This window comes from Actinophytocola sp. (assembly GCF_050699915.1).
Classification (GTDB): Bacteria; Actinomycetota; Actinomycetes; order Mycobacteriales; family Pseudonocardiaceae; genus Actinophytocola.
Genome location: NZ_JBOHGA010000011.1, coordinates 1 through 25,660, shown reverse-complemented (window position 1 = coordinate 25,660; position 25,660 = coordinate 1). Strand labels below are relative to the sequence as shown.

Sequence of the window (25,660 nt, the reverse complement as noted above, 5' to 3'; positions counted from 1 at the left end):
GGGCCGCGGTGCGTGCTACAGCTTGCCGCCGGCCGTGCGGGGCGCGAGCGGGTCGTGGCCGTCGTCGCCGACCGACTCGCGGGCCAGGTAGTTCTCGACGTCGAAGAGGTTGCCGCTGGCTCGGCGAACCACGTTGAGCAACGTGGTCATCTGCGCCACCTCCTCGACCTGCTCCTTGAGGAACCACTGCATGAACTGCTCGCCCTTGTAGTCGTCCTCGTCGCGAGCGATCTTGGCCAGGTTGATGATCTCCTCGGTGACGTCCTTCTCCTGCTGCAGCGCCACAGAAACGAGGTCTGCTGCCTCGGAGAAATCGTTCCGGATCTCGTCGACGCCGGGGATCGCCGGCGCGATGTCATTGTCGAGGAGGTATTGCACGATCATCATCGCGTGGTTTCGCTCTTCGAGTGACTGCCGGTAGAAGTGCTTCGCGAGCTGCGGCAGATCCTGGCCGTCGAACCAGACAGCCAGGGCTACGTACTGCTGCGATGCGGTGAACTCGTGTCGCACCTGCTCCTGCAGCATGGAATGGAACTTAGAGTGGTTGCCTGTCTTCGCCATGTTTTAGATAATACGTGGGCAGTCGCCGGTTCGCTATCGGGTGACAATTTCGCGCAATTTAGGCAAGCCTATCGAAACGCAATTCAGGTAAGGCATTCCTAAATTGTGTTGCGGCTGGTGGCGGTGGACCTCGACCATGGACCGGTGACCTTCCCCGACGACGTCTCGACGCTGACCGACGGCGTCGTGACGCTGCGCGCACACACCGAGTCCGACGTCGACGGCATGGTCGAGCAGTGCGTCGACCCAGAGTCGATCGAGTGGCTGCGGGTCCCGGTGCCCTACACCCGCGACGACGCCGTGCGGTACCTCGAGGTGATCGCGGCCGGCTGGCGGTCGGACAAGGATTTCTGCTTCGCGGTCGAGGTCGACGGCGCGTTCGCCGGCTCGGTGGCCCTGCGCCACCTGCTCGAAGGGGTCGGCGAGATCGCCTACGGCCTGCACCCGGCGGCCCGCGGCCGCGGAATGTGCAGCCGGGCGGTGAAGCTGCTGCTGGACTGGGGCTTCAGCCGGTTCGAGGTCGTCGTGTGGCTCGCGAACGTGGGGAACTGGGCTTCGCGGCGGGTGGCCTGGGCGAACGGGTTCACGTTCGACGGCACGATTGCGCGGCTGCTGCCCCCTCAGGGCGAGCGGCGGGACGGCTGGGTGGGCTCGCTGCGCGCGTCGGACGACCGGGCGCCGAAGCACCGCTGGAACGTGCCGCCCGAGCTCGTCTCGGATCGGCTTCGGCTGCGCCCGGTCAAGATGTCGGACGCGGACCGGTTCGCCGAGATGCAGGGCGACCCCCGCGGCCGGCATTTCGGCGGCCGGCTGCGTCCTCTCCGCGAGCTCACCGACGGCACGGCGATGATCAACCGGACCCTGCTCGCGCAGGCGGCCGGCGAGCGGTTCGACTGGTGCATGACCGAGCCCGGGTCGGACGTCATGATCGGCCACATCCAGCTGTTCGACCTCGACGGCCTGGACGAGACCGAGGCGAAGTTCGGCTACTCCGTCCACCCGGACTCCCGCGGCCGCGGCGTGCTGCGGTCGGCGCTGGGCCCGGTCGTGGAGTGGGCGTTCCGACCGGTGTCAGCGGGTGGCCTGGGCAAACGCCGCCTGAGCCTCACCACCGCGGCGAGCAACAAGGCCTCCCGCTACGCGGTCGAGCAGGTTGGTTTCACCCACATCGGCACCGAGCCGGAGTCGTTCACCACGGGCGAGGACGGCTTCGACGACACCGCGACCTACCACCGCCTCAACCCGAACTGGACTCCCGAGTCGATGGGCTCGGAGGTGGACGCCGAGGTCACAGCGGATCGCGGCTGATCGGGCAGGACATGCAGCGCGGGCCGCCGCGACCGCTGCCCAGCTCCGAGCCGCCGATGCGCAGCACCTCGATCCCGGCGTCCTCCAGCCGGGCGTTGGTCACGACGTTGCGCTCGTACGCGACGACCACCCCGGGCGCCACGGCCAGCGTGTTGTTGCCGTCGTCCCACTGCTCGCGCTCGGCGGTCACCGGGTCGAGGCCGGTGTCGATCACCCGCAGCCGGTCGATGCCCATCGCCTCCGCGGCGGCCTCGAGGAAGGGCACCGGGCCGGACACGACCACGCCCTTGCCCTCGTCGGGCACCAGCGGGTAGGCGACCAGCGTGTCCCGCACCGCCGGGTACATCACGACCGCGTCCCGGTCGACCATCGTGCACACGGTGTCCAGGTGCATGGTGGCCCGGTCCTGCGCGATCGGCACCGCCAGCACGGTGTGCGCGAGCCCGTCCGCGAACGCCGACCGGGCGAGCGACTCCGCTCCCGCGGGCGTGGTCCGCTCGCCCACGCCGATCGCGAGCACGCCGGGCGCCAGCAGCAGCACGTCGCCGCCCTCGACCGGGGCCGAGTGGGCGCCGTAAGCGCGACCGGCGGTCCGGAACCGCGGGTGGTAGGCGTAGATCAGGTCCAGCAGCGCGGTCTCCCGGTTGCGCGCGGGCAACGCGAGCGACGCGATCGCCACCCGGTTCCCGATCCACACCGACGAGTCGCGCGTGAACAGCAGGTTCGGCAGCGGATCGACCACGAAGTCGTGCGGGTGGTGCATCTTGCGCACCAGCGACGCGCCCTCCGCGGCCGGCAGCTCCTCGAACGTCATGCCCGCCATCAGCACGTTGGCGAGCCCCTGTTCGTCCAAAGTGGACAGATGGGAGCCGAGCGAGTCGGCCAGCTCGTGCCCGACCCGTCGCCGGTCGACGGCCGTGTCCGCGGCGGCGGCGTGCGCCCGCTCGTCGGAAAGCGCCGCGACCAGCGCGTCGGCCAGCAGCATCACCTCGACGTCCCGGCTGCCGAGCGCCTCGGCGAAGGCGTCGTGCTCGTCCTGGGCGCGGTCGACCCACGGGATGCTGTCGAAGAGCAGCTGGTCGTTGTTGCGCGGGGTCAGCCGCTTGAGCTCGGCACCCGGCCGGTGCAGCAGGACCGCGCGCAGCGGCCCGACCTCACTGTCCACCTTGGGCGTCGGCTGATCGTCTACGGCCAGGTCGAATGCTGGTTGAGCGGTCACCCGACCGAGCGTAATGACTCGGTAAGTAGGTTGTCGCGGCCACTCCCGCCAGGATGGACATATGCGACGTCTGCTTCGAAAGCCCGTGACGTGGGTCGTGCTGGCCGTGCTGACGGTCGGCCTCGTGGTCGGGTTGGCCCTGTTCGAACCGTGGCGCGCGTTCACGACCAGTCATGTCGACGAGGCCCTGCCAGCCCCACCCGCCGCCGCGCCCGCTGCGGACGACGCCCCGGCCGCCCCGGCGGGGCCGGCCGAGCTGGCCGAGGGCGCCTTCGTGAACGGCGAGCACGACACCTCCGGCACGGCCCGGGTCCTCGAGCTGCCCGACGGCGAGCGGATCCTGCGCCTGGAGGGCTTCTCCACCTCGGACGGCCCCGACGTGCGGGTCTGGCTCTCGGACACGAAGGCCGGCGCCGACTGGGGCGCCTTCGACGACGGCCGGGTCGTCCAGCTGGGCGAGCTCAAGGCGACCGACGGCAACCACAACTACGCCATCCCCGCCGGCGCGGACCTCGAGGGCCTGCGGAGCGCCGTCATCTGGTGCGACCGCTTCAACGTCGCCTTCGGCTCCGCACCCCTGGCCCTCTAACCGGTACGCCGATGGACGGCCCTCGAGGAAGACGTAGCCGTGCCAGGCCGCCATCGCGGCCATCTAGCCCCAGTTGACGCCGGTGTCGGCATGGTTGACGATTGGCTTGCCCGCCTACCTACTCGTGAGTAGTGAGCGAGCTTCCGTCAACGAAGTCGGGAGAGACCCATGCGTCGTCTGCTCGCCGCCGTCACCGCCGCGATCGCCGTCCTGGCCCTCACGAGCCCGGCCCAGGCCGCCGCGGAACCCCTGGACTACGTCGCGCTCGGCGACTCCTACTCGGCCGCCTCCGGCGTGCTGCCCCCGGACCCGACCGCCCCGCTCCTCTGCCTTCGCTCGACCCGCAACTACCCGCACGTGATCGCGAAGGCGACCGGTGCCCGGCTGACCGACGTGACCTGCGGCGCCGCCGAGACGAAGCACTTCACCACCGCGCAGTACCCCGGCATGAAACCGCAGCTCGACGCCGTCGACGCCGACACCGACCTGGTCACGATGACCATCGGCGGCAACGACAGCGGCGTGTTCATCGGCGCCATCATCGCGTGCGGCATCGCGGGGATCACCACGCTCGGTCACGGCAACCCCTGCCAGCGCCAGCACGGCGACCGCTTCGAGAACACCATCCGCACCACGACCTACCCCGCGCTGGTCGCCGCGCTCCAGGCGACGAAGGCCAAGGCGCCCCAAGCGGACGTCGCGATCCTCGGCTACCCGTGGATCCTCCCCGCGACCGGCGGCTGCTTCGACAAGATGCCCGTCGCCCGCGGCGACGTGCCCTACCTGCGTTCGCTGCAGACCACGCTCAACGACGCCGTCACCCGCGCCGCCGCGGCGACCGGCGCCACCTACGTCGACCTCGGCCAGGCATCCGAGGGCCACGACGCCTGCCAGCGTCTCGGGGTCCGCTGGATCGAGCCGGTGCTGCAGACGACCAACCCCGTCGTGGTGCACCCCAACGCGCTCGGCGAGGCGAACATGGCCACCGAGGCGATGCGGGTGCTAGGACTCGGGTAGCTTCGGCCGCTTCTTCGCGAGCAGCGGCTTCAGCAGGTCGCCGAGGGACTCGATGCGGTCCAGCACCTCGTCGGCGGTGAACACCAGGTCGTTGGGGTGGCGGCAGGCGGCCACCTCGTCCCAGGTGACCGGCGTCGAGACCGTCGGCGCCGGCCGGCCGCGCAGCGAGTACGGCGCGATCGTGGTCTTGTACTGGTTGTTCTGGCTCCAGTCGATGAAAACCTTCCGCGGCCGCAGGTTCTTCGCCATCCGCGCCACGACCAGGCCCGGATCGGCCCGCGCCAGCTCCTCGGCGACCGCCTTCGCGTACGCGGACGTGTGCTCCACCGCGGACGTCCGGATCGGCGCGTAGAGCTGCATGCCCTTCGACCCGCTGGTCTTCGCGTACGCGGTCAGGCCGTGCTCGGCGAGCAGCGACCGCACCCGCAGCGCCACCTCGCAGCACTCCACGACGGTCGCCGGCGGGCCCGGGTCCAGGTCGAACACCAGCAGGTCCGGCGTCCGCCGCTCCCCGGCCGCCGTGACCGTCCACTGTGGAAGATGCAGCTCCAGCGCCGCCATGTTCGCCGACCACACCAGCGACGGCAGGTCGCCCAGCACGACGAAGTCCAGCGTCTCGTAACCGCGCGTACTGCCGGGGGTCTCCACGCGCACCGTGCGAACCCACTCCGGGGCGCTGCGCGCGGCGTTCTTCTCGTAGAACGGCTGCGCCATCACCCCGTCCGGCCAGCGACGCAGCGTCACCGGCCGGTCGGCCAGGTGCGGCAGCAGCACCGGCGCCACCCGGCTGTAGTAGTTGATCACCTGGCCCTTGGTGAAGCCGGCCTCCGGGTAGAGCACCTTGTCCAAGTTGGACAGTCGAAGTCGGCGGCCCTCGACCTCGACGAGCACGTTCTGCGGCTGCGGCTCGTCCGGCTCGGCGACCGCCGCGACCTCGGGCTCCGGCTCTGGCGTCGCGGCCTCCGGCTCGGCGGCGGGCGGCTCGACCACGGCCTCCGGCTCCAGGTCCGCCGCGTCCTTGTCCGCCCGCAGCCCGCGCCACGACGGTGCCCGCAGCCGGCCGTCCGGGGTCCAGTTCCGGAACTCCACCTCGCCGACCAGCGTCGGCGACACCCAGTGCGCGCCCTTGCGCCGGTCGGCCGGCAGCTCCTCGGCGAACGGTGAGGAGGACCGCGAGAGCGGCTCGAGCTGCTTGCCCAGCGCGGTCAGCGCCTTGTCGGTGAACCCGGTGCCGACCTGGCCGACGTAGCGCAGCCCGGCGTCGGTCGGCACGCCGAGCATCAGCGAGCCGATCATCCCCGAGCGACGACCCTCGCCGGGCCGCCAGCCGCCGATCAGCACCTCGATCGTCAGCAGCTCCTTGATCTTGATCCAGTCCGCGGTGCGCCGGCCGGGGAAGTACCGCGAGGTCAACCGCTTGGCGATGACGCCCTCGAGTTCCTGCTCGCGCGCGGTCTCCACCATCGCCGCGCCGGACGCGTCGTAGGTGGGCGAGGTGTTCCAGTTCGGCCCGCGCAGCTCCAGGCCCTCGAGCAGCCGGCGCCGCTCGGTGTAGGGCAGGTCCACACAGGACCGGCCGTCGAGGTGGAGGACGTCGAAGATCAGGAAGGTGACCGGCACGGTGTTCGCGAGGCTGCGGGCCTGCCGGTCGTGCTGGACGTGCATGCGCTGCTGCAGCGCGGGGAAGCTGGGCCGGCCGTTCTCCATCGCCACGATCTCGCCGTCGAGCCACACCTGCGTCGAGCCGAGCTCCTCGCCGAGCTGGCGCAGCTCGGGGTAGGTCACGGTGATGTCGTTGCCCTTGCGGGAGAACAGCTGCAGCCGGCCGCCCTCGACGCGGGCGAGTGCGCGCACACCGTCCCACTTGAACTCGTATGCCCAGCCGTCGTCCTCGGGTGGCAGCGTGCCGGGGGAGGCCAGCATCGGTTCGACCAGCTCGGGCAGCCGCGCGAAGCCGGCCCGCTGCGCCGGCTCGGAGCGGCGGACCATCCAGTCCTTGGAGTCCTTGCCGCTGCGGAAGAACGTGTACCGGCCCTTGGCCCGCTCCCCGGCGAAGACGACCGCGACCTCGCGGTCGGACCACTTCAGCGTCTCGTAGTGGCCACGGTCCCAGATGAACATGCGGCCGCCGCCGTACTCGCCCTTCGGGATCTCGCCGGAGAACGTCGCGTACTCCATCGGGTGGTCCTCGGTGTGCACGGCGAGCCGGATGTCGCCCGGCACGTCCGGCAGGCCCTTCGGCACCGCCCACGACACCAGCACGCCGTCGCGCTCCAGCCGGACGTCCCAGTGCAGGCGGGTGGCGTGGTGCTCCTGGATGACGAACGTGTCGTTGTTGCCGGTGGGCAGCGCGCCCTCGGCGGGCACCGGCTCCGGCGTGCGGTCGGGGTCCCGCTTCTTGCGGTATTCGTCGAGGTCACCCATCGCGGTCCATTGTCCTCGCTAGGACAACCAGGACACCTTGCCGCTGAGCAGCGCGTAGCCGACGAACGCGACGACGTCGAGCAGCGTGTGCGCGATGACGAGCGGCCAGAGCCGGTTGGTGCGCTGCCAGACGCGGCCGAACACCAGGCCCATGACGAAGTTGCCGACGAACCCGCCGAAGCCCTGGTAGAGGTGGTAGGACCCGCGCAGCGCGGCGGCCGCGACGAGCGAGCGGTTCTCCCGCCAGCCGAGCTGGCGCAGTCGGGTGATGAGGTACCCGACGACCAGGACCTCCTCGGCCCAGGCGTTGGCCGCCGCGGCGATCGTGAGCACGATGGGCCGCCACCAGGTGTCGTCCAGGGTGGACGGCAGCACGGTGAGGTTGGCGCCGACCGCGCGGGCGATGAAGTAGAGCCCGAGGCCGGGGATGCCGATGAGGGCGGCGAGCCCGGCGCCGCCGAGCGCGTCGCGGCCGAGCCGGTCCCGGTCGAGGCCGACACGGCGCAGCCCGATGCCGGCGCGCCAGAGGAGGTATAGCCCGAGCACGCCCCAGGCGAACAGCTGCGCGGCGGACGTGAGCTGGCGGAGCAGGTCGAGGAGCTGGTCGGCGGCCTGCGGGACGTTGATCGCGACCTGCTGGTCGGACAGCGGCTCGGGCCGCAGCAGCGAGTCGAGCAGGGAGAGCAGGCTGCGCAGCCCGGAGAGCCCCAGCGTCACGGCGAGGACGATGACGATCTCGATGACGACCGCGCGGCGCTCGCCCGGGTCGGTGATCGCCTCGGTGCGGTGCTCCGGGACGAGCCAGGCTCTCAGCTGCACGCCGAAACGCTACCGTCTGGCCCGTGCCTCGAATCGCAACGGCGAACCGGGTCGACGCCGCGGCCCTCGCCGACTTCATCCGTCCCCGCCACCACGCCGTCCTGATCACGACCCGGGCTGATGGCAGCCCGCAGCTCTCCCCGGTCGCCTGCGGCCTGGACACCGAGAACCGGCTGGTGATCTCGACCTACCCGGCCCGCGCGAAGGCCGCCAACGCCCGCCGGAACCCCAACGTCTCGGCCTGCATCCTGTCCGACGTCTGGGACGACGCGTGGGTCCAGATCGACGGCACCGCGGAGGTGCTCGACCTGCCCGACGCCCTGGAGCCGCTGGTGGAGTACTTCCGCGTGATCTCCGGCGAACACCCCGACTGGGACGAGTACCGAGAAGCCATGCGGCGCCAGGGAAAATGCCTCATCCGCGTCACGATCACCCGCTGGGGCCCGATCGCGACGGGCGGCTTCCCACCCGACCTGGCCTGACCTACTCGTCGTCCGGATCGTCGTCTGGGGCGTCGTGGCGGTCGAGCAGCGCGACCGGGTCGTAGCTGATCCGCAGCCAGGTGCCGTCCCGGTCCGGGCGCGTCACCGGCTCGGGATCCTCCTGCCACTCCATCGGCTCCGGCCCCAGGTCGGTCAGCGGCCACCACCGTCTCAAGGGGAGCGACACGTCCGCGCGCGCCCACATCTCGGTGTTCAGCTGGAACAAGGCGAGCTGCGCGCGCACGAACGACGCGTGCGCGTGGAACTCGGTGCCGTTGATGTCCGCGAGGCTGTCGAACCGGGTGCTCTCGAACGTGACGTCGTCACCGAACCGGGCGCCGGTGAACACAGCGGCTGCACCGTTTGCCCGGCCGAACCGGGCGGCGCGGGCCCAGCGGCCTGGAAACCCGGACGGGTTCCGGCTCGGTGTAGGGCATGCGCAGGTAGGCGCAGACGACGTTGACGACGGTCTGCCGAAGGGCCGGGTCGGCGCTGTCCTGGGCGAGCCGCTCCAGCGCGGACAGCCCGCCGAGGCCGACGACGACCGTGCTGCCGGTGCGGATCGCCTCCAGCTGCGCGCCCGCCACGCCGAGACCCAACAGCGACCAGACGGCCGCCACCGCGACCAGGACCATCAGCGGCACGCCCACCGCGATCAGCCGGCGCGGGATCGGGACGATCAACGGACGCCTCGTCGGCACGGGCGGTGATGACTCGGTCACCCGCACCCGTAGAGGCCCGAGTCATGGGGCGGTGAGGATCACCGGGCCCGACTCGGTGACGGCGATCGTGTGCTCGATGTGTGCGGCCCGGCTGGCGTCCGAGGTGCGCAGGGACCAGCCGTCCGGGTCGGTGACGAACGGGTCGCGCCCGCCGGCGATGAACATCGGCTCGATCGCGATCACAAGCCCCGGGCGCAGCTTCAGCCCGCGGCCCGGCACGCCCTCGTTCGGCACCGACGGGTCCTCGTGCATCGCCCGGCCCACGCCGTGGCCGCCGAAGTTCGGCGGGATGCCGTAGCCCGCGGCGCGGCCGATCCGGCCCACCGCCGCCGACACGTCACCCAGCCGGCCGCCGACCACGGCCGCCGCGATGCCCGCGTCGAGCGCGGCCTGCGTGTCGGCGATCAGGGTCAGGTCGGCCGGTCGCGGCGTGCCTACGGTGAAGCTGATCGCCGCGTCGCCGTGGAACCCGCCCACGCTCGCGCCGAAATCGATCGACACCAGGTCGCCGTCGCGCAGCCGGTACGCCGACGGGATGCCGTGCACGATCACGTCGTTCACCGACGCGCAGATCACCCCCGGAAACGGCGTCGGCGCGAAGTGCGGGCGGTAGCCCCTGAACGACGAGCCGGCGCCGTTGTCCGCGAGCACCCCGACCGCGACCTCGTTCAGCTCCAGCAGCGAGACCCCGATCGCCGCCTCCTTGCGCACCGCCGCCAGCGCGGCCCCGACCACCCGGCCCGCCGACCGCATCACGGCCAGCTCCGCGTCAGTCTTCAGCTCGACCACCGGAACACCTCCAATAACTATCCCGGTATTCATATCATGGTATTAGTATCGGAGCCATGGTGCGACCACCCCTGAGCCAGCAGGACCGCGAGCGCGGCATCCGACTCGGCGAGCGGCTGCGTGCCGCCCGCGGCGAGCGCACCAGTGTGGAGGTCGCGCAGGCGGCCGGCGTCTCCGTCGAGACGCTGCGCAAGATCGAGCACGGCCGCGTGCCGACGCCGGCGTTCTTCACGGTCGTCGCGATCGCGCGCGTGGTGGGCCTCCCCGTGGAGACCCTGTGCGAGGAGTCGCTACCGGCCACCCTGTAGCGCGAGGAAGGGGCAGCCGACCAGCCGCTGCAGCTCGCCGGAGAGCTCGTCCAGGGTCGCGATCGGCCGTTCGAAGGCCAGTCGCACGTCGTGGTCGCCCTCGATCGCCTCGACGCGCAGCCGCAGCCCGAAGCGGTCCAGCCCGAGCGGGCGCAGGTGGCCGCCGCGCAGCCGGTCGGGCAGGTGCCGGCGCAGCGTGTGGATCACGTCGGTGTGCGACAGCTCGAGGTGGCGCAGCCAGCCCGCCTCCTGGTGGCAGAACGGGTCCTCGTCGGCGGCCGCGAACGCCTCCGGCGTCACCGGATGCGTCCCGTCGGCGTCCGCGACGACCATCGACAGCGGCGTCAGCCGCAGCATCGTCGCGCCGTGGCCGAGGTCGAGCAGTCGCGGGTCGGGCCGCTCCTCGACCAGCTCGACGGCCAGCTCTCGGGCCTCGTCCAGCGAGACCGGCGCGAGCCGCCCGGTGATCCACAGCAGCCCGCGCACCGGCTCGCGCAGCGGCACCGGGGCGAGGTCGACGATCTCGACCATCGTGGTCCCGGGCTCGGGGGCCACCTGGTCGTCGGGCAGCAGGACCGTGGCCGAGCCGTCGGCGTGCACGTGGTGCAGCAACGGTGCGACGCGGTCCGACTGGCACTCGCCGGCGACCGGCGGCAGGGTGGGCAGCGGCGGCAGCAACGTAGCCGGCCCACGCGCGGCGATGGTCCGGGCACGCTCACCCGGACCGGGAATCGGCAGTCGATCGCTCACGCTGGTTAGGCTAACCTAACCAGCCGCCGAAATGCGATAGCCGATGGTGGGTAGCCTGCCCGGGTGACCGTGACCCAACTGCTCGCGTTCGGTGGCGTCCTCCTCCTGGCGGTGATGGCGCCAGGCCCGGACTTCGTGATCGTCACCCGCAACGCCGTGTTGTCGGGTCGCCGCGCGGGCATGGCGTGTGCGGCGGGGATCGCCGCGGGCGGGTTCGCCTGGGCGTTCGTCACGGCGCTCGGCATCGCGGGCCTGCTTGCGGCGTCCGCGGTGGCGTTCACGGTGGTCAAGATCGCCGGTGCCGGGTACCTGGTGCTGCTGGGTGTCCGCGTGCTGCTGGCCGCGCGCCGGGGCGGCTACGAGACCCCGGAGGCCGGCTCCGGTCGCATGACTGGGGCGCACGAGGCGTTCCGTCAGGGCCTGCTCTCGAACCTGCTGAACCCGAAGGTGGCGGTGTTCTTCACCGCGCTGCTGCCCCAGTTCGTCCCGACGACCGCGAGCCCGGTCGACCATCTCCTCCTGGCGGCGACGGCGCCGATGGTGAGCCTGCTGTGGTTCGTGGTGCTGTCCAACGTGGTGAGCGCGCTGCGCAGGTTCCTCACCAAGGACCGAGTCCGCCGCACCCTCGACGCGGTGATGGGCACCCTGCTGGTAGCCCTGGGCCTCCGCCTGGCCGCCCAGTAACCCTCCGCGAACTACCCCCGCGCGCACGCGCGTGCAGAACGCAAGAAACGTAGCCCCCACCCTCTCCGGGGGCACCCCTCGTGACCGTCAGTCTACCGAGGAACCCTGACGAAAACCGTGGTCGTGGGCTCGCTGTGGACAACTCGGCCCACTGTGGACAACTCGGAGCCCGGAAGTCAGCAGCTCGTCCAGCAGAGCCCGTAGTTGGCTCGATAGGTCGTGGCCACCGACGGCGCCACGATGTTGTGGCTCTGCGCCCCGCCGTCCGACCAGCTCGTGAACCGGAACCGCAGGCCCAGCGTCAGCCGTTGCGGGCTCGGGGCGCTCACCGAGTTGTTCGAGCCCACGATCACCGTCCGCGTGAACGGTGTCTGCTGCGCCGTGCCGCCGACCGACAGCTGCGCGCCACTCGGGTTGGACTGGAACGTCAGCACCACCGTCCGCGGATCGAGCCGCACCGTCGAAGACCCGGTCCGGCCGGACGAGTCCGTGGCCGTCAGTGTCAAGTCCAAATAGGACGGATTCTCGTGGTCCGGTGCGATGAAGCTGCCCGACGCGACCCCGGGAAAGGCCTGCACGTTGTGCGCGTGACAGTTGGTCGGCGACGTGCAGTGCTGCAGCGTCAGCTGCCAGCGAAGCGCCGACGCCGGCAGCACACCGTCCTGCGCGTCCGCCGCCCGGCCCGCGAACGGCACGTTCTGACCCACCGACCACCGCAGTGCCGCGGTCGGGTTGTCGATCGTGACGACCGGGTCCTGGCTCGGCGGGTTCCCGACCGAGATCGCGACCATGTCGGTGTCGGTGAGCCCGCCCGGATCCGTCACCCGCAGCGACGCCGTCACCGACGCCTGGGACAGATAAGTCCACTGTGGATTCGCGGCCGTCGAGTCGTCGAACGCGCCGTCGCCGTCGAGGTCCCACGCGTAGGTCAGCGTCGTGCCGGCGTCCGGGTCCGTCGAGCCCGACCCGGTGAACTGCACGGTCAGCGGCGCCGCGCCGGACGTCGGGTTCGCCGCGGCCACCGCGGTCGGCGGGTTGTTCGTCCCGCTCGGGAAGCTGACCCGACGCAGCTGGCCCGCGCCGAGCGCCACATAGAACAGGTCGCCGCCCGGGCCCGTCGTGAGGTGCACCGGGATGTTCACGCCGGTCACGAACGGCGTGATCTGCGTCGGGTCCGGCTGCCCGTTCGCGCCCTTGCGCATCGCCCAGATGCAGCCGCGCGAGCTGTCCGCGAAGAACAGCGCGCCGTCGTACGCGGCCGGGTAGTTGCTGGTCGACTCGAACGCGATGCCGCTGATCGACGAACCACCGGTGGGGCAGCCGTCGCCCGGCGCGACCGACGCGCTGTGGTTGTACGCGTAGTGCGGCGCGTTCTGCCCGGTGCCGGAGTACAGCGACTCACAGACGTTCAGGTTCGCGCCGTCGTAGCCGGACTGCCTCGCGTTGCCCTCGTAGCACGGCCAGCCGAAGTTCTCGGCCACCGCGTCCGAGGCGTTCGGGATCCGGTTGATCTCCTCCCAGGTGCCCCAGCCGACGTCGCCGACCCACAGCTCGCTGGTGCCCGGGCGGAACCCGAACCGGAACTGGTTGCGCATGCCGTACGCGATCACCCGGCGCGCGTTGGCGTCCGGGCTCGACGCGAACGGGTTGCCCGGCATGGCCGCGCCGGTGTCCGGGTCGACCCGCAGGATCGTGCCGTTCAGGGTCACCGGCTCGCCGGCCGGCCGGCGAACGGACTGCGAGCGCAGCGCGCCGCCCTCGGCGGTCGGTGCGGTCAGGTTCGTCCCGGCCGGGCTCGGCGGGTCCGCGCACGGGTTCTTGACCTGGCCCCAGTCGGCGAAGTTGAAGCTCGCGCCGTCCCCGCCGCCGACGTACAGCGCGCCGTCCGGGCCGAACGTCACGGTGCCCACCGAGTGCGACGGGTACTGCTGGCACCAGCCGTTCAGCAGCACCTGCTCCGCGCCGGTGGCGACGCCGCTCGCGTCGATCGTCAGCCGGGACAGCCGGCCGGTGACCAGGCAGCCGTCCGCGGTCGGACCCGGCGGCGACGGGCAGGCGTCACCCCAGCGCGGCGCGCTGCCGCCGGGCTCGGCGTCGTAGGTGTACAGCACGTACACGTAGGGCCGGGTGGGGAACTGCGGGTCGACGGTCAACCCCAGCAGCCCGCGGTCCCAGAAGTCCTGCACCGCCGTGCGCAGGTCGACGGTGACCGTCGCCGAGGTGTCGGCGAGCGAGTCGAACGTCTTGACCACGCCGCTCTTCTCGCCGATGAACACTCGCCCGTTCGGGGCGAACGCGGCCACGGTCGGGTTGGTGAGGCCACCGATGGCGACCGTGTCCGTGAACCCGGTGGGCACCGCCGCGACCGCGGTCGGCGCCGCGATCAGACCGGTGAGCGCGCCGGCGACGAGCGTCAGCGCGGTTAGCAGGGCGGTTTTCGGGCGTGCGGAAGCGGGGCGTGAGCGCACGGTGAATCCCCCAATGCTGCGGTCGGCTGACAGGTGAGTCGCCGGCCGCAGCCGCCCCGTTTCACTCCGTTAGCTACCCGGTCCGCGGCCGGACCAAGACCACGCGTAGGCCGGGTCCTCGCACGCGCTCGCCGCCTCGCCGAGCTCGAGCGGGCGGAACGTGTCCACCATGACCGCGGTCTCGTCGAAGTAGTCCGCGCCGATCGACGCCTCCGCCGCACCCGGCTGCGGCCCGTGCGTGAAGCCGGACGGGTGCAGCGAGAGCGAGCCGATCCCGATGCCGGAGCCCTTGCGTGCCTCGTAGTTGCCGCCGACGTAGAACATCAGCTCGTCGGAGTCGACGTTGGCGTGGTTGTACGGCACCGGGATCGACAGCGGGTGGTAGTCGACCTTGCGCGGGCAGAACGAGCAGACCACGAAGTTCGGCCCCTCGAACGTCTGGTGTACCGGCGGCGGCTGGTGCACCCGGCCGGTGATCGGCTCGAAGTCGCGGATGTTGAACACCCACGGGTACAGGCAGCCGTCCCAGCCGACGACGTCGAACGGGTGGTTGGCGTAGGTGAACCGGGTCAGCCCGGCGCGGTGGCGGACCAGGACCGGCACGTCGGTCCCGTCTGCCAGTAGCGGTTCGGCGGGCCCCCGCTGGTCGCGCTCGCAGTACGGCGCGTGTTCGAGGAACTGGCCCTTCGTGGACAGGTACCGCTTCGGCGGCCCGACATGGCCGGTGGCCTCGAGGACGTACAGGCGGAGCTCGCCGTGGGGGAGCACCCGGTAGGTCGTCGAGGTCGGCAGCACGAGGTAGTCGCCGTCGGAGACGTCGAGCGCGCCGTAGATCGTCTCCACGGTCGCGGAGCCGGCCTGCACGTAGAGCAGCTCGTCGCCGGCCGCGTTGCGGTACAGCGGGCTGGGCGCGGTGGCGACGGCGAACGCGATCGTCACGTCGTTGTTGCCGAACAGCGTGCGGCGGCCGGTCACCGCGTCGACCTCGAGCTGGCTCTCCGCCTTCAGGTCCTGGCTGCGGAAGTGGCGCGGCATCAGCGGATGGTTCGGCGTCAGCGGGCCGCGGTGGTCCTCGACGACCTCGGCGTTGACGATCGCGGTCGGCAGGTGGCGGTGGTAGAGCAGCGCGGAGTCGGACGAGAATCCCTCGACGCCCATGAGCTCCTCGGCGTACAGCCCACCCTCCGGGGAGCGGAACTGCGTGTGCCTCTTTCGGGGGATCTCCCCGACGCTGCGGTAGTAAGGCATTGCCCCCTCCGGAGTGTCCGCATGTCGAACGTCTTTGTTCAGTAGCCGATACGCTACTAGCGTGTCAGCCGTGTCAAGCGCCGCACCCGTACCCGCGTCAGGTCCACCCGATGTCCCGCCCCTGCTGGCTCGGCTCGTCGACGACGCCGCCCTGTTCCCGCCGGGCAGCGCCACGATGCCGGACGCGGTGCGCTTGCACCTGGACGGCAGAACCAACGATCGTGCCGACCTGGTGGGCCTCTTCCTCTGCCCGGCGTCCCGTCTGCCGGAGCTGATCACTGACCTGATCAAGGTGAAGCCGCCGAGGCCGGTCGAGTTGTCGCTGGTCATCGACACGGGACTGGGTGGGGTTCCGAAGGCCCTGTCGATCGTGGAGTCGCGGGCGGAGCTGCTGGCGCTGCGCATGGTGGAGATGCCCGCACCGTCCGATGTGGACGAGGTGTGGCTGGAGCGCGTGTCGGAGTTCGTGCCCGAGGACGTCATCCGGGTGATCGAACCGCGGCGCGGCGGCGCGGGCTGGCTGGACGGCATCCAGCGGGTGATCGAGCACGGCAGCTGGCCGAAGATCCGTTGCGGCGGGGTGTCCGAGCAGAACTTCCCGAGCATCCCGGAGGTCGCCGAGTTCCTGTCGGTGATCAACGCGGGAAACTCGTCGTTCAAGGCGACCGCGGGCCTGCACAACGCCGTCCGGCACACCGACCCGGACACCGGCTTCACCCACCACGGGTTCCTCAACCTGCTGATCGCGACCGCGCGGCTGATCGCGTCCGGCTCGGCCGACGACTCTGTGCGTGACGTGCTCACCTCGACCGACGGCAAGGCGCTGGCCGCGGAGGCGCTGGCGTTGACCGAGCACGAGGCGCTGGCCGTGCGCGGGGTGTTCGCCTCGTACGGCTCCTGCTCGCTGACCGACCCGGTCGAGGACCTCGAGAAGCTGGGCCTGCTGTGACCTGGGTGCCCGACGCCGCGTTCGCGCCGGACCAGCCGTTCGGTCCGCGGACGCTGCCCTACGGCGTCGTCGACGCGGGCGACGCCGACGGGCCGCGGGTCGCAGTGCGGGTCGGGGACCACGCGCTGCCGCTGGCGCCGCTGCGCGAGTCGCTCGGTGACCTCGCCGACCTGGTGTCCGGCTCGTCGCTCGACCCGCTGCTGGCGGCCTCACGCGTCGAGTGGGGCAAGCTGCGAGCGCGGGTGCGGGAGGTGGTGAACGGCTCGGCCAAGCCGTCCGGCGCCTCCTTGCTGCCGCTGACCGACGTGCGCGGGTTGCTGCCGTTCACGGTCGGTGACTACGTGGACTTCTACAGCTCGAGCCACCACGCGGAGAACGTCGGCCGGATCATGCGGCCGGAAACCGAGCCGCTGTTCCCGAACTGGACGCACCTGCCGGTGGGCTACCACGGGCGGGCCGGCACGGTCGTCGTGTCGGGCACCGACGTGGCACGCCCGTACGGCCAGCGCCGCGGCTCGGACGGGCCGCACTTCGGGCCGTCGGCCCGGCTCGACATCGAGGCCGAGGTCGGCTTCGTGTGCGGCGGCCCGGTGGCGCGCCGCGTGCCGACGTCGGACGTGGCAGAGCACGTTTTCGGCGTGGTCCTGGTCAACGACTGGTCCGCACGCGACATCCAGGGCTGGGAGTACCAGCCGCTGGGGCCGTTCCTCGGCAAGTCGTTCGCGACGTCGGTGTCGGCGTGGGTGACCCCGCTGGACGCGTTCGCGGCGGCGCGGGTCCCGGTTCCCGACGTCGGCCACCCGCGCGTCGACTATCTGGTCGAGGACTCGCCGTGGGGGCTGGACCTGCGGCTGGCGGTGGAGTGGAACGGAACGGTCGTGTCCCGCCCGACCTTCGCCGACATGTCGTACTCGTGTGCCCAGCAGCTCGCGCACATGACGATCAACGGTGCGACCGTGCGACCGGGCGACCTGTTCGCGTCGGGCACCGTGTCCGGGCCGTCGGTCGACCAGCGGGGCAGCTTCCTGGAGCTGTCGTGGGGCGGCCGCGACAAGATCGACGTCGGCGGCGAGACCAGGACGTTCCTGGAGGACGGCGACACCGTGGTGATCACGGCGACCGCACCCGGCGAGGACGGCTCGGTCGTGGGCCTGGCCGAGGTGGCGGGCACGGTCCTACCGGCGGACGGTGGCTGACGTGGCCGCCCGGCCGATCCGCCCTATCGTCCAGCCGACCCGCCAGCACACCGCGTCGCCCGGCCGGGAGAGCTCGCTGACGCTGGACCGTGGCCTGGCCCTGCTCCAGGCGGTGGCCGACGCGGACTCGGAGGCCCCGACGATCAGCGAGCTGGCCACGGCGATCGGCGCCAGCCGCGCGGCGATCTACCGGTTGCTGGTCCCGCTGCAGGAGCGTGGCCTGGTCCGCCGGGACGGCTCGAAGGTGCGGCTGGGCCTGGGCCTGCTGCGCCTGGCGGCGAAGGTGACCCCACAGCTGCGGCTGGCCGCGCTCCCGGCGCTGCGAGAGCTGGCGGAGGCGGTAGGCGCGACAGCGCACCTGACGGTCGCGGACGGCGACGAAGCTCAGGCCATCGCGGTGATCGAGCCGTCGTGGACGACGTACCACGTGGCGTACCGAGTGGGGACGCGCCACTCACTGGGCCGAGGCGCGGCGGGCAAGGCGATCGGCCTACGGGACGAAACCCCAGGCTGGATCGCGACGACGGGGGAGCTGCAACAGGACGCGTCGGGCATCGCCGCGCCGGTGCGCGGGGTGCCGGGCCTGCGGGCGAGCGTAGGAGTGATCACGTTTCACGAGTTGGCCGGCGACGTGGTCGGCCCCCAGGTCCTGACCGCGGCGACCCAGGTCGCCGAAGCCCTCCGCTAACCCACGATCCGCACCCACGCGCAGGTCTTGGTCTCCTTGTTGTCGACCTCTACGCGGACGTAGGACCTGGCTCGACTCAGGTCACTGTTCCAGATGACCTCGTCGTAGAACCACATCGAGCCGATGATCGCAAGCACGCCTGCCGACTCAGCGAATCGGGCCTTCACCGTGTCGTCGTTGAGAATTCGGAAGGTCCGGTTGATCGACGAGCCGGTCACGCCGAACTCGTCCTGGTAGATCTCGCCCGCGTGGAGCGCGAGCCGCAGTCGGATCTCCTCCTCCGGTGGGTGAGACCGGTTGTGGGCACGCAGCGCGTCGGCGAGTGCTCCCGGCAACCAGTCGATGAATAGCGCTTTGGCCACGTTCGCCGGAACCAGGATGAGCACCCCGTCCCCGCGGTCCTCCACTCGGCACTCGTGCCACGGAACCCCTACCGCGCCGAAAGCGTCCACCAACGCCTGGTAGAGCCCACGCCTCGTCCGCACCTGGTTCGCGTTGTTCCTGCTGCGGTCCCCGAATGCGACGATATCGGCGACCACGATCGTGTAGTGCGTAGCGGTGAGGTGCGGCTCCGCCGGGAACACCGGCGGAAACACCCGCTGCCCGTTCGAGGGTTTCCGGGAGCTCGGAACCAGCGGGTCCGCGAACTCCGCCCATGTGTCGCCGTCCGGTCCCGGTAAGGGTTCGTGTCGTGTCGGTTCCGAGAGCGTCGCCATGTTTGCCTCCCCAGTCTGGCGATTTCGTGTCCCTCACTCGGGCGCATGAACCGTCCGAATGTGCCTCCGGTGCCGTTGATCTCTGGTACAGATGGCGCGCCGCCACGCCGTGCATCGAGCGGTGGTGGACCCGGTGTGGTGTAGGCCACAGTTCGGGTGTACGTTTCGTTCGCTGCCTCGGTGTGAGCTGTCTGCAAGTTTACCCGTGCATGTATCGAAACACCATGGTTGCACGATTCGGTTACCGTAACCTGTCGTGTGGGGAGGGTTCATCAATGGCACAGGCGTCTCCGATCGTCGCAGGCTGGGAGCTCGTGCTCCGCTTGCGGGAGCGTCGTGAACAGGTGAACGTCGAGATCAAGGACATCACCAAAGAGCTTGGCTTCTCGCGCAACTACTGGTCTGCCATCGAGAACGAACGAAAGATCCTCTCCGAGGACGCCCTCAAGAAGCTCCTGATACTCCTCGAGGCCGACAAGGATGAGACCAGCGAGATGCTTCGGTTGCGTAACATCGCGAAGGACAACGGCTGGTGGACCAACTACACCGCGTTGTTCGACACCGAGCTTCGCCGGTTCTTCGGCCTCGAGCATGGCGCGCACAGCATTCGCGGGTACGAGAACCTGCTCGTTCCCGGGTTGTTGCAGACGCGTGACTACGCGAGGGCCGTCATTCACCCGACTGTCACGGTGCCACGGGTTCAGGTCGAGCAGCGCGTAGAGGTGCGGCTCCGCAGGCAGGCGCGGCTCGACGACCCCGAGCCCCTGGGGCTCACCACGATCATCAGCGAGGCCGTACTGCACCAACAAATCGGGGGCCCAGCGGTGCTCCGCGGGCAGCTCGAGCACCTCGTCAAAATGATCGACAAGTACCAGAACAATCTCCAGGTGCACGTGGTGCCGTTCACGGCGACGGCCTGCAGTCTCTTCGGCGCTGCGACGGTGCACCTCATCGACTTCGAGAATCCCCGATTGCCAACTGTTGTCTGGCAGGAAACCGTGACGGCCTGGGGGGTCATCGACGACTTCACCCAGGTGAACGCGATCTCCGCGGCTTACGACCAGGCCTTGCAACAGTCCTTGAATGTCGAGGACTCGAAGAAATTGATCCAACGATGCATTAAGGAGTTGCCTTGAACGTTGATCGAGTCCCTGGATCGACCGAGGACGGGGACGAGTGGTTCGTCAGTAGCTTCAGCAACGGCGCTGGCAGTTGTGTAGAGGTCAAGTTTGCCGCCCCCGGCGCCATCCTTGTCCGCGACAGCAAGGATCGACGGCATGTCCGGCCGATTATTGGTATGCCCGCGCCCGCATGGGCCGCACTCTTGGACAAAGTCGCCAGGTAGCCGCCCCGAGGCGCGAGCGTGAGCGGGGGAGCTTCGCGTTCGCGCCTCGGGATTAACGCGGCCGGCGGTCGAGGACACGCTGCAGTGATCGTTGCGCCCGATCCGCCCGGCGCGCCTCATAAGCGATCGGCAGGTAGCGCAGTCGCTCTGGGAGCACTGTCATCACCAGTGCGACCAGCCGACCCAACACTCGCAGCCGGCGCTCGTCCCGGTCCGTCCATGACAGCCCGAGGATCGTCCGAGCCCGCGGCGGCAGCGTGCCCACCGTGACGAAGTACTGCACTCGCCCCGGCACGAGAGCCGCAACCCGCCATACCGGCCGCAGCCATGCCGGAAGCCGAGGCGGCGGCGGCACACGCCGGGTCGCCGCCAGGAACTCGTACGTCGTCGGGTGCGCGACGAGCGTGTTCGTCAGCACGTCCGCGAACCGGTCCCGGTAGGAGTCGTACGTCGGCGGGATCTCCTTCTCCGCCACGTGCAGGTTGCGCATCAGCTGCTGGATCTCCGCGTAGAACGCCTCCTCGTCCGCACGCGAGAGCGGCCGCAGCGAGAAGTACCGCGCCGCGACCGTGTACGCGTACGGCGCCGTCAACAGAATCCACGCCCAGGGGCCGGACGCCAGCGCGTTGTGCGTCACCCCGTCCGGGGTGGTCGTGCGCAGTGGCGCGTGCAGCGCGCGTAGCCGGTCGGCCTCCACCAGCGCCTCTGGGCCGCCATACACCCAGGTCAGCACCGATGCGATGCTCCGCTCGGCCCGCCCAAGAGCGTCCGTGCGGAACACGGAGTGCTCGCCGACCACCGCCCCCACCGACGGGTGCATCACCTGCAGCGCGAACGCCGCCCCGGTCGTCAGCGAGAACGTGACCAGCCCGGTGTCCTCCCACAGCCGGGTCCCCGGCTCGATCGGCCGCCGCATCGCCCGACCTCCCATCATCTGGTGAAGAGCGTCACCAGATACAGGATAAGCTGAGAAGGTGGCCGAACGCACCTACGCCGGCGAGACGGGCGACGAACGCCGAGCAAGGCGCCGAGCCGCGCTCACCGACGCCGCCCTCGACCTCGTCGCCGAGGTCGGCTGGGAGCGGGTCACCGTACGCGCCGTCTGCGGCCGTGCGCGGCTCAACGATCGATACTTCTACGAGAGCTTCGCCGACCGCGACGTCCTGCTCCTCGCCTCGTGGGACGCCCTCGCCGAGGGCGCCCTCCACGCACTGACGATGGCCATCGAGGGCACCGATAAGGACCGCCGCGTCCGCGCGGTCGTCGAGGCCGTGATCGACTTCTTCATCGCCGACCCCCGCCGTGGCCACCTGATGTTCGCGCCGCACGAGGCCCTGCGAAGCCGCCGCCAGGAGATGCTCCGCATCCTCGCCCGGATCGTCGCCTACCAGGCCACCGAGCTCCTCGGCGACCACGCGGCCCCGGCGAAGGACCGCGAGCTCGGCGCGCTCACCCTGGTCAGCGGCACAATGGAGGTCTTCGCCGGCTGGCTGCGCGGCGAGCTCGACGTCACCCGCGGTCACCTCGCCGACTTCCTCGTCGCCATGGTCAACACCACCGGCGACCTGTCCACGGCCCTGCGCCGCGAGCGCGGCTAGGCGAACACCTCCCACGCGGCCAGCAGCGCGAACACGCCGAACACCGCGGCCGCGCCGCGCTGGATGAAGTGCGCCGGCACCCGCGACCGCAGCTTCCGGCCCACCAGCAACGCCAGCACCGTGACGCTCATCAGCGCCAGGAAGGTCCCCAGCCCTACCGCGATCGGGTTCGCGTACCGCGCGGCGACGCCGATCGCCGTCACCTGCGACGCATCGCCCCACTCGGTGATGAACAGCGTGCCGAAGGAGATCGCCGCCGCGCGCAGGTAGGGGGTGTTCGCCCGCGACGAGGCCGCGGCGTCGGCGTCGTCGGGATCGGCGGCGAGGCTCTCCCGCAGCAGCAGGACCGCGCTCACCCCGAACAGCACCGCGATCGCGGCCGCCACGAGTCGCTCCGGCAGCAGGGTGATCGCGCTGCCCAGCGCCACCGAGATCACCGCCTGCAGCGCGAACGCCACGGTCGCGCCGGCGAGCACCGGCCGGCTGCGGAAGCGGTTGGAGAGCACCAGGGTCAGCGCGGTCGTCTTGTCCGGGAGCTCGAGCAGGAACACGGCGCCGAACGCCGACACGAATGCGAGAAGCCAGTGGCCCATGTGAAAGGTGGTTCCCCTCGTCGGGCCCGGACGGAGGCATGAAACTCCGGCCGGGCATGGTCACATGCCGGCCGGAGGTCTCGTTCGCCCGCTCGCAACGGGTGAGGCACCGGACTCGCGAACGAGTCAGTGTGTCGATGCACTCGCCGGGCGGGCCGAGGCCCGCCGTGGGAACTACTCCCCTCTGGCTGACTCCATCCTACAGGCCACGGGACCAAGGTCCCGGTCGGACGGGACCCGCGGACCTGCCGGCGGAGCGGCGCGGCGGGAAGCGTGGAGGCGTGGAAGTCCTGGATCTCGCGCGGTGGCAGTTCGGCATCACGACCGTCTACCACTTCCTGATGGTGCCGCTCACGATCGGCCTGTCGCTGCTGGTCGCGGGCATGCAGACGGCCTGGGTGCGGACCGGGAACCGGCGCTATCTCGCCATGACGAAGTTCTGGGGCAAGCTGCTTCTGATCAACTTCGCGATGGGCGTGGTCACCGGGATCGTCCAGGAGTTCCAGTTCGGAATGGCATGGAATGAGTACTCCCGGTTCGTCGGCGACGTGTTCGGCGCGCCGCTCGCGATGGAGGGGCTCGTCGCGTTCTTCGTCGAGTCCACGTTCCTCGGCCTGTGGATCTTCGGCTGGGACCGGCTGCCGCGGCGTGTCCACCTGGCCTGCGTGTGGGCCTTCTCGTTGGCCACGATCGCGTCGGCGTACTTCATCCTCGCGGCCAACTCGTGGATGCAGCACCCGGTCGGCGTCGAGCTGGTCGACGGCCGGCCGCGGCTGACGTCGATCTGGGCGGTGCTGGGCAACTCGACGGTCCTGGCGGCGTTCCCGCACGCGATCGCGGGCGCGTTCGCGGTGGCCGGTGCGTTCCTGGTCGGCATCGCGGCCTGGCACCTGCACCGCGCCTCGGCGGAGAAAGACGTGTGGCGCGCGTCGGTGCGGCTGGGCGCGTGGGTCGGGGTGGCCGCGTTCGCGGCGCTAGTGGTCAGCGGTGACCAGCAGTCGAAGCTGATGTTCGAGCAGCAGCCGATGAAGATGGCGTCGGCGGAGGCGTTGTGCCACACCGAGAAGCCGGCCGGCTTCTCGGTCTTCGCGGTCGGGGACGTGGCCGCGCCGGACTGCGAGCGCGTCAAGTCGATCACCGTGCCGGCGCTGCTGTCCTTCCTGGCCAACAACGACCTCGACTCCGAGGTGCGCGGGGTGAACGACCTGGTCGAGGAGTACCAGGCGCGTTACGGCGAGCGGTACCCGGTGGACCCGCGGCTCGGCGAGCTGTCGGGCCAGCCGATCGACTACGTGCCGAACCTGCCGGTCACGTACTGGGGCTTCCGGTTGATGATCGGGTTCGGTGCGGTCGCCGCGTTCGTCGGCGTGGCCGTGCTGTGGCTCGTCCGGCGCGGCCGGGTGCCGCGGACCCGGTGGTTCCCGCGACTCGCACTCGCCGGGATCGCGACGCCGTTCCTGGCCAACAGCTTCGGCTGGATCTTCACCGAGATGGGCCGCCAGCCGTTCGTGGTCGCGCCGAACCCGTCCGGTGTGGACGGTGTGTGGATGTTCACCGCGCGGGCGGTGTCGGGGCTGTCCGTGGGCGAGGTGCTCACCTCGCTGATCGCGTTGACGCTGGTCTACGGCGTGCTCGCGGTGGTCGAGGTGGTGCTCATCCGGCGGTACGTGCGCGGCGGTGTGGCGACCGTGCTGCCCGACGAACCGACCGAGCGCCGGGACGACGACGTCCTGTCGTTCGCCTACTGAGGGGTTCGCGATGGATCTGCCGACCGTCTGGTTCTTGATCATCGCCGGGCTGTGGCTCGGCTACTTGTTCCTCGAGGGGTTCGACTTCGGCGTGGGGATGCTGGTGCGCGTCCTCGGCCGGGACGAGCCGTCGCGGCGGGTGCTGGTCAACACGATCGGCCCGGTGTGGGATGGCAACGAGGTATGGCTGATCGTCGCCGCGGGCGCCACGTTCGCGGCGTTCCCGGGCTGGTACGCGGGCCTGTTCAGCGCGGCGTACCTGCCGTTGTTGTTGGTGCTGCTGGCCTTGATCGGCCGTGGTGTGGCGTTCGAGTACCGCGGCAAGATCGACTCGCCGCGCTGGCGGGCGGCGTGGGACACGGTGATCACGTGTGGCTCGGCCGTCACCGCGCTGGGCGTCGGGCTGGTGCTGTCGTGGAACGTGCTGGGCCTGCCGCTCGACGCCGCGGGCAACCGGGTGGGTCCGGCGTTCGCGGCGGTGCGCTGGGACACGCTGCTGGGCGCGTTCGCGGTGGCCGGCTTCGCCCTCGTGCACGGCGCGGTGTTCGTGGCGCTCAAGACGTCGGGCCCGCTGCGCGACCGTGCTCGCCGGCTGGCTCTGGTGGTGGCGCCGGTCGCACTCGCTCCGCTGGTGGGACTGCTGCTGGTCGTGCAACTGCGGGAGGGTGCGGGCTGGACGTGGCTCGCGCTCGGCGTCGCGCTGCTGGCCGCGGTCGTGGCGTGGCAGCGACTACGGGCCGGCCGCGAGGGCCAGTCCTTCGCTCTCCTGGCCCTGACGATCACCGCGACGGTGGTGACTCTGTTCGGCGCGCTGTATCCCGACGTCCTGCCGTCCACAGTGGACCCGTCGAACTCGTTGACGATCGCCGAGACGGCCTCGAGCCCGTACACCCTGACCGTGATGACGTGGGTCGCGGCGTTCGGCACCCCGGCGGTGCTGGTGTACCAGGGCTGGACCTACTGGGTCTTCCGCAAGCGCATCGGCACCGCCCACATCCCGAAGGCCCACACCCCATGACCCCGCGAACCCAACCCGCGAACGCCGTCCCCCACCGACCCACGCGCGAACCGGTTCGTCCCCCTCTGGATGGCAGCCCCCACCCTCTCCGGGGGGCGTGCCCTGTTCCAGTCTACCCGTGTTTGGGCTGGTCAACAGGGGCGGCGCGGACCTGTGGACAACCTCGGGTCGCGAATGGCGGATTTGGTCGGGTGGGCGCGTGAACCGCCTCCTCGCCCTCTCCGCCACCGCTCGCCGGGCCCTGTTCGGCTGCGCGGTGCTCGCCGCGCTCGGGGCGGTGGCGCTCGTCGGTCAGGCGTGGGCGCTCGCCGGCGTGCTGGCCGACATCGTCGACGGGGGCGGGGCGCCCACCGGCGGGCGGCTGGGGGTGCTCGCCGGTGTGGTGCTCGCCCGCGCGGTGCTCGGCTGGGCCACGCAGGTC

27 protein-coding genes and 1 pseudogene are annotated in these 25,660 nt (G+C 70.8%); 15 read left to right on the top strand and 13 right to left on the bottom strand.

Annotation, left to right across the window (positions count from 1 at the left end; genetic code table 11):
* Nucleotides 1–15: 15 nt before the first annotated feature.
* Entirely contained in the window at nucleotides 16–561 is a 546-nt protein-coding gene (locus tag ACRDSK_RS03625) for a ferritin (RefSeq protein ID WP_431438429.1), read from the bottom strand.
* Nucleotides 562–705: 144 nt separating this feature from the next.
* Here ACRDSK_RS03625 and ACRDSK_RS03620 point away from each other — a divergent pair, with 144 nt between their 5' ends.
* Nucleotides 706–1,869: a GNAT family N-acetyltransferase gene (locus tag ACRDSK_RS03620; protein ID WP_431438428.1), complete on the top strand. Its 1,164-nt coding sequence runs from the start codon at nucleotides 706–708 to the stop codon at nucleotides 1,867–1,869.
* Here ACRDSK_RS03620 and ACRDSK_RS03615 read toward each other — a convergent pair.
* Complete coding sequence (locus ACRDSK_RS03615; RefSeq protein ID WP_431438465.1) at nucleotides 1,850–3,034, bottom strand: arginine deiminase; 1,185 nt, start codon at nucleotides 3,032–3,034, stop codon at nucleotides 1,850–1,852. The two genes, ACRDSK_RS03620 and ACRDSK_RS03615, sit on opposite strands and share 20 nt — an antisense overlap.
* A gap of 115 nt (nucleotides 3,035–3,149) precedes the next feature.
* On the opposite strand from ACRDSK_RS03615, the gene ACRDSK_RS03610 reads away from it, so the two are divergent.
* Nucleotides 3,150–3,677 (top strand): DM13 domain-containing protein, encoded by a 528-nt coding sequence (locus ACRDSK_RS03610; protein ID WP_431438427.1) that lies wholly within the window; start codon nucleotides 3,150–3,152, stop codon nucleotides 3,675–3,677.
* A 168-nt stretch (nucleotides 3,678–3,845) separates the two neighbouring features.
* Nucleotides 3,846–4,694 (top strand): SGNH/GDSL hydrolase family protein, encoded by an 849-nt coding sequence (locus ACRDSK_RS03605; RefSeq protein ID WP_431438426.1) that lies wholly within the window; start codon nucleotides 3,846–3,848, stop codon nucleotides 4,692–4,694.
* Here ACRDSK_RS03605 and ligD read toward each other — a convergent pair.
* Together ligD and ACRDSK_RS03595 are read right to left on the bottom strand one after the other, a co-directional pair.
* Nucleotides 4,680–7,118 carry a DNA ligase D gene (ligD, locus tag ACRDSK_RS03600; protein ID WP_431438425.1) on the bottom strand — a complete coding sequence of 813 codons (2,439 nt, stop codon included), beginning with the start codon at nucleotides 7,116–7,118 and terminating at the stop codon, nucleotides 4,680–4,682. The genes ACRDSK_RS03605 and ligD overlap by 15 nt on opposite strands.
* A gap of 18 nt (nucleotides 7,119–7,136) precedes the next feature.
* On the bottom strand, nucleotides 7,137–7,937 hold the full coding sequence (locus ACRDSK_RS03595; protein ID WP_431438424.1) for a CPBP family intramembrane glutamic endopeptidase: 801 nt from the start codon (nucleotides 7,935–7,937) through the stop codon (nucleotides 7,137–7,139).
* Between the two features lie 23 nt (nucleotides 7,938–7,960).
* Here ACRDSK_RS03595 and ACRDSK_RS03590 point away from each other — a divergent pair, with 23 nt between their 5' ends.
* Nucleotides 7,961–8,419: a PPOX class F420-dependent oxidoreductase gene (locus ACRDSK_RS03590; RefSeq protein WP_431438423.1), complete on the top strand. Its 459-nt coding sequence runs from the start codon at nucleotides 7,961–7,963 to the stop codon at nucleotides 8,417–8,419.
* A gap of 1 nt (nucleotide 8,420) precedes the next feature.
* Here ACRDSK_RS03590 and ACRDSK_RS03585 read toward each other — a convergent pair whose 3' ends face one another.
* The 3 genes from ACRDSK_RS03585 to map are packed head-to-tail and all read right to left on the bottom strand — an operon-like array spanning nucleotide 8,421 to nucleotide 9,930.
* Nucleotides 8,421–8,768: a pentapeptide repeat-containing protein gene (locus ACRDSK_RS03585; protein ID WP_431438422.1), complete on the bottom strand. Its 348-nt coding sequence runs from the start codon at nucleotides 8,766–8,768 to the stop codon at nucleotides 8,421–8,423.
* Nucleotides 8,743–9,102 carry a hypothetical protein gene (locus ACRDSK_RS03580; RefSeq protein ID WP_431438421.1) on the bottom strand — a complete coding sequence of 120 codons (360 nt, stop codon included), beginning with the start codon at nucleotides 9,100–9,102 and terminating at the stop codon, nucleotides 8,743–8,745. The genes ACRDSK_RS03585 and ACRDSK_RS03580 overlap by 26 nt, the downstream gene beginning before the upstream one ends.
* A gap of 60 nt (nucleotides 9,103–9,162) precedes the next feature.
* Nucleotides 9,163–9,930, bottom strand: coding sequence for a type I methionyl aminopeptidase (gene map, locus ACRDSK_RS03575; protein WP_431438420.1), 768 nt, complete (start codon nucleotides 9,928–9,930; stop codon nucleotides 9,163–9,165).
* A 56-nt stretch (nucleotides 9,931–9,986) separates the two neighbouring features.
* On the opposite strand from map, the gene ACRDSK_RS03570 reads away from it, so the two are divergent.
* Entirely contained in the window at nucleotides 9,987–10,238 is a 252-nt protein-coding gene (locus tag ACRDSK_RS03570) for a helix-turn-helix domain-containing protein (protein ID WP_431438419.1), read from the top strand.
* Here the strand turns inward: ACRDSK_RS03570 and ACRDSK_RS03565 are convergent.
* Nucleotides 10,221–10,988 (bottom strand): DUF2470 domain-containing protein, encoded by a 768-nt coding sequence (locus ACRDSK_RS03565; RefSeq protein WP_431438418.1) that lies wholly within the window; start codon nucleotides 10,986–10,988, stop codon nucleotides 10,221–10,223. The two genes, ACRDSK_RS03570 and ACRDSK_RS03565, sit on opposite strands and share 18 nt — an antisense overlap.
* Before the next feature lie 63 nt (nucleotides 10,989–11,051).
* On the opposite strand from ACRDSK_RS03565, the gene ACRDSK_RS03560 reads away from it, so the two are divergent.
* Nucleotides 11,052–11,672, top strand: a complete 621-nt coding sequence (locus ACRDSK_RS03560) for a LysE family translocator (protein ID WP_431438417.1) — start codon at nucleotides 11,052–11,054, stop codon at nucleotides 11,670–11,672.
* A gap of 176 nt (nucleotides 11,673–11,848) precedes the next feature.
* On the opposite strand, the gene ACRDSK_RS03555 is transcribed toward ACRDSK_RS03560, so the two are convergent.
* Nucleotides 11,849–14,140: a PQQ-dependent sugar dehydrogenase gene (locus ACRDSK_RS03555; protein ID WP_431438416.1), complete on the bottom strand. Its 2,292-nt coding sequence runs from the start codon at nucleotides 14,138–14,140 to the stop codon at nucleotides 11,849–11,851.
* A gap of 69 nt (nucleotides 14,141–14,209) precedes the next feature.
* Nucleotides 14,210–15,388, bottom strand: coding sequence for a homogentisate 1,2-dioxygenase (locus tag ACRDSK_RS03550; RefSeq protein WP_431438415.1), 1,179 nt, complete (start codon nucleotides 15,386–15,388; stop codon nucleotides 14,210–14,212).
* Between the two features lie 70 nt (nucleotides 15,389–15,458).
* On the opposite strand from ACRDSK_RS03550, the gene ACRDSK_RS03545 reads away from it, so the two are divergent.
* From ACRDSK_RS03545 to ACRDSK_RS03535, 3 genes are read left to right on the top strand one after another with little or no spacing between them, the layout of a single operon-like run.
* Nucleotides 15,459–16,337 (top strand): hypothetical protein, encoded by an 879-nt coding sequence (locus ACRDSK_RS03545; RefSeq protein ID WP_431438464.1) that lies wholly within the window; start codon nucleotides 15,459–15,461, stop codon nucleotides 16,335–16,337.
* Nucleotides 16,334–17,533, top strand: a complete 1,200-nt coding sequence (gene fahA / locus ACRDSK_RS03540) for a fumarylacetoacetase (RefSeq protein ID WP_431438414.1) — start codon at nucleotides 16,334–16,336, stop codon at nucleotides 17,531–17,533. Before ACRDSK_RS03545 ends, fahA begins: the two co-directional genes overlap by 4 nt.
* A gap of 25 nt (nucleotides 17,534–17,558) precedes the next feature.
* Nucleotides 17,559–18,221 carry a helix-turn-helix domain-containing protein gene (locus ACRDSK_RS03535; RefSeq protein WP_431438463.1) on the top strand — a complete coding sequence of 221 codons (663 nt, stop codon included), beginning with the start codon at nucleotides 17,559–17,561 and terminating at the stop codon, nucleotides 18,219–18,221.
* On the opposite strand, the gene ACRDSK_RS03530 is transcribed toward ACRDSK_RS03535, so the two are convergent.
* Nucleotides 18,218–18,817 (bottom strand): hypothetical protein, encoded by a 600-nt coding sequence (locus ACRDSK_RS03530; RefSeq protein ID WP_431438413.1) that lies wholly within the window; start codon nucleotides 18,815–18,817, stop codon nucleotides 18,218–18,220. The two genes, ACRDSK_RS03535 and ACRDSK_RS03530, sit on opposite strands and share 4 nt — an antisense overlap.
* 395 nt (nucleotides 18,818–19,212) lie before the next feature.
* On the opposite strand from ACRDSK_RS03530, the gene ACRDSK_RS03525 reads away from it, so the two are divergent.
* Both ACRDSK_RS03525 and ACRDSK_RS03520 read left to right on the top strand, forming a co-directional pair.
* A complete protein-coding gene (locus ACRDSK_RS03525; protein WP_431438412.1) occupies nucleotides 19,213–20,073 on the top strand; it encodes a Scr1 family TA system antitoxin-like transcriptional regulator in 861 nt (286 codons plus the stop codon).
* Entirely contained in the window at nucleotides 20,070–20,282 is a 213-nt protein-coding gene (locus ACRDSK_RS03520) for a DUF397 domain-containing protein (RefSeq protein ID WP_431438411.1), read from the top strand. Before ACRDSK_RS03525 ends, ACRDSK_RS03520 begins: the two co-directional genes overlap by 4 nt.
* 52 nt (nucleotides 20,283–20,334) lie before the next feature.
* Here the strand turns inward: ACRDSK_RS03520 and ACRDSK_RS03515 are convergent, their stop codons facing one another.
* Nucleotides 20,335–21,198, bottom strand: a complete 864-nt coding sequence (locus ACRDSK_RS03515) for an oxygenase MpaB family protein (protein ID WP_431438410.1) — start codon at nucleotides 21,196–21,198, stop codon at nucleotides 20,335–20,337.
* Nucleotides 21,199–21,256: 58 nt separating this feature from the next.
* Between ACRDSK_RS03515 and ACRDSK_RS03510 the strand changes: the two genes are divergently transcribed.
* On the top strand, nucleotides 21,257–21,880 hold the full coding sequence (locus ACRDSK_RS03510) for a TetR/AcrR family transcriptional regulator (protein WP_431438409.1): 624 nt from the start codon (nucleotides 21,257–21,259) through the stop codon (nucleotides 21,878–21,880).
* On the opposite strand, the gene ACRDSK_RS03505 is transcribed toward ACRDSK_RS03510, so the two are convergent.
* Nucleotides 21,877–22,473: a TMEM165/GDT1 family protein gene (locus ACRDSK_RS03505; protein ID WP_431438408.1), complete on the bottom strand. Its 597-nt coding sequence runs from the start codon at nucleotides 22,471–22,473 to the stop codon at nucleotides 21,877–21,879. The genes ACRDSK_RS03510 and ACRDSK_RS03505 overlap by 4 nt on opposite strands.
* Nucleotides 22,474–22,754: 281 nt before the next feature.
* Between ACRDSK_RS03505 and ACRDSK_RS03500 the strand changes: the two genes are divergently transcribed.
* The 3 genes and pseudogenes from ACRDSK_RS03500 to ACRDSK_RS03490 form a co-directional block, all read left to right on the top strand.
* The gene (locus ACRDSK_RS03500) at nucleotides 22,755–24,221 is read left to right on the top strand and encodes a cytochrome ubiquinol oxidase subunit I (RefSeq protein WP_431438407.1); all 1,467 of its coding nucleotides are present in this window, start codon (nucleotides 22,755–22,757) and stop codon (nucleotides 24,219–24,221) included.
* 10 nt (nucleotides 24,222–24,231) lie between these two features.
* A complete protein-coding gene (cydB, locus tag ACRDSK_RS03495; RefSeq protein ID WP_431438406.1) occupies nucleotides 24,232–25,239 on the top strand; it encodes a cytochrome d ubiquinol oxidase subunit II in 1,008 nt (335 codons plus the stop codon).
* Nucleotides 25,240–25,438: 199 nt separating this feature from the next.
* A pseudogene (locus tag ACRDSK_RS03490) lies at nucleotides 25,439–25,660 on the top strand (ABC transporter ATP-binding protein/permease); the annotation flags it as partial.

Bases quoted from the DNA above. Each gene is read 5' to 3' on its own strand.
- ACRDSK_RS03610 (WP_431438427.1), top strand. From the start codon at position 3,150: ATGCGACGTCTGCTTCGAAAGCCCGTGACGTGGGTCGTGCTGGCCGTG.
- ACRDSK_RS03505 (WP_431438408.1), bottom strand. From the start codon at position 22,473: ATGGGCCACTGGCTTCTCGCATTCGTGTCGGCGTTCGGCGCCGTGTTC.
- ACRDSK_RS03605 (WP_431438426.1), top strand. From the start codon at position 3,846: ATGCGTCGTCTGCTCGCCGCCGTCACCGCCGCGATCGCCGTCCTGGCC.
- cydB (WP_431438406.1), top strand. From the start codon at position 24,232: ATGGATCTGCCGACCGTCTGGTTCTTGATCATCGCCGGGCTGTGGCTC.
- ACRDSK_RS03550 (WP_431438415.1), bottom strand. From the start codon at position 15,388: ATGCCTTACTACCGCAGCGTCGGGGAGATCCCCCGAAAGAGGCACACG.
- ACRDSK_RS03570 (WP_431438419.1), top strand. From the start codon at position 9,987: ATGGTGCGACCACCCCTGAGCCAGCAGGACCGCGAGCGCGGCATCCGA.
- ACRDSK_RS03625 (WP_431438429.1), bottom strand. From the start codon at position 561: ATGGCGAAGACAGGCAACCACTCTAAGTTCCATTCCATGCTGCAGGAG.
- ligD (WP_431438425.1), bottom strand. From the start codon at position 7,118: ATGGGTGACCTCGACGAATACCGCAAGAAGCGGGACCCCGACCGCACG.
- ACRDSK_RS03515 (WP_431438410.1), bottom strand. From the start codon at position 21,198: ATGCGGCGGCCGATCGAGCCGGGGACCCGGCTGTGGGAGGACACCGGG.
- ACRDSK_RS03525 (WP_431438412.1), top strand. From the start codon at position 19,213: ATGGCACAGGCGTCTCCGATCGTCGCAGGCTGGGAGCTCGTGCTCCGC.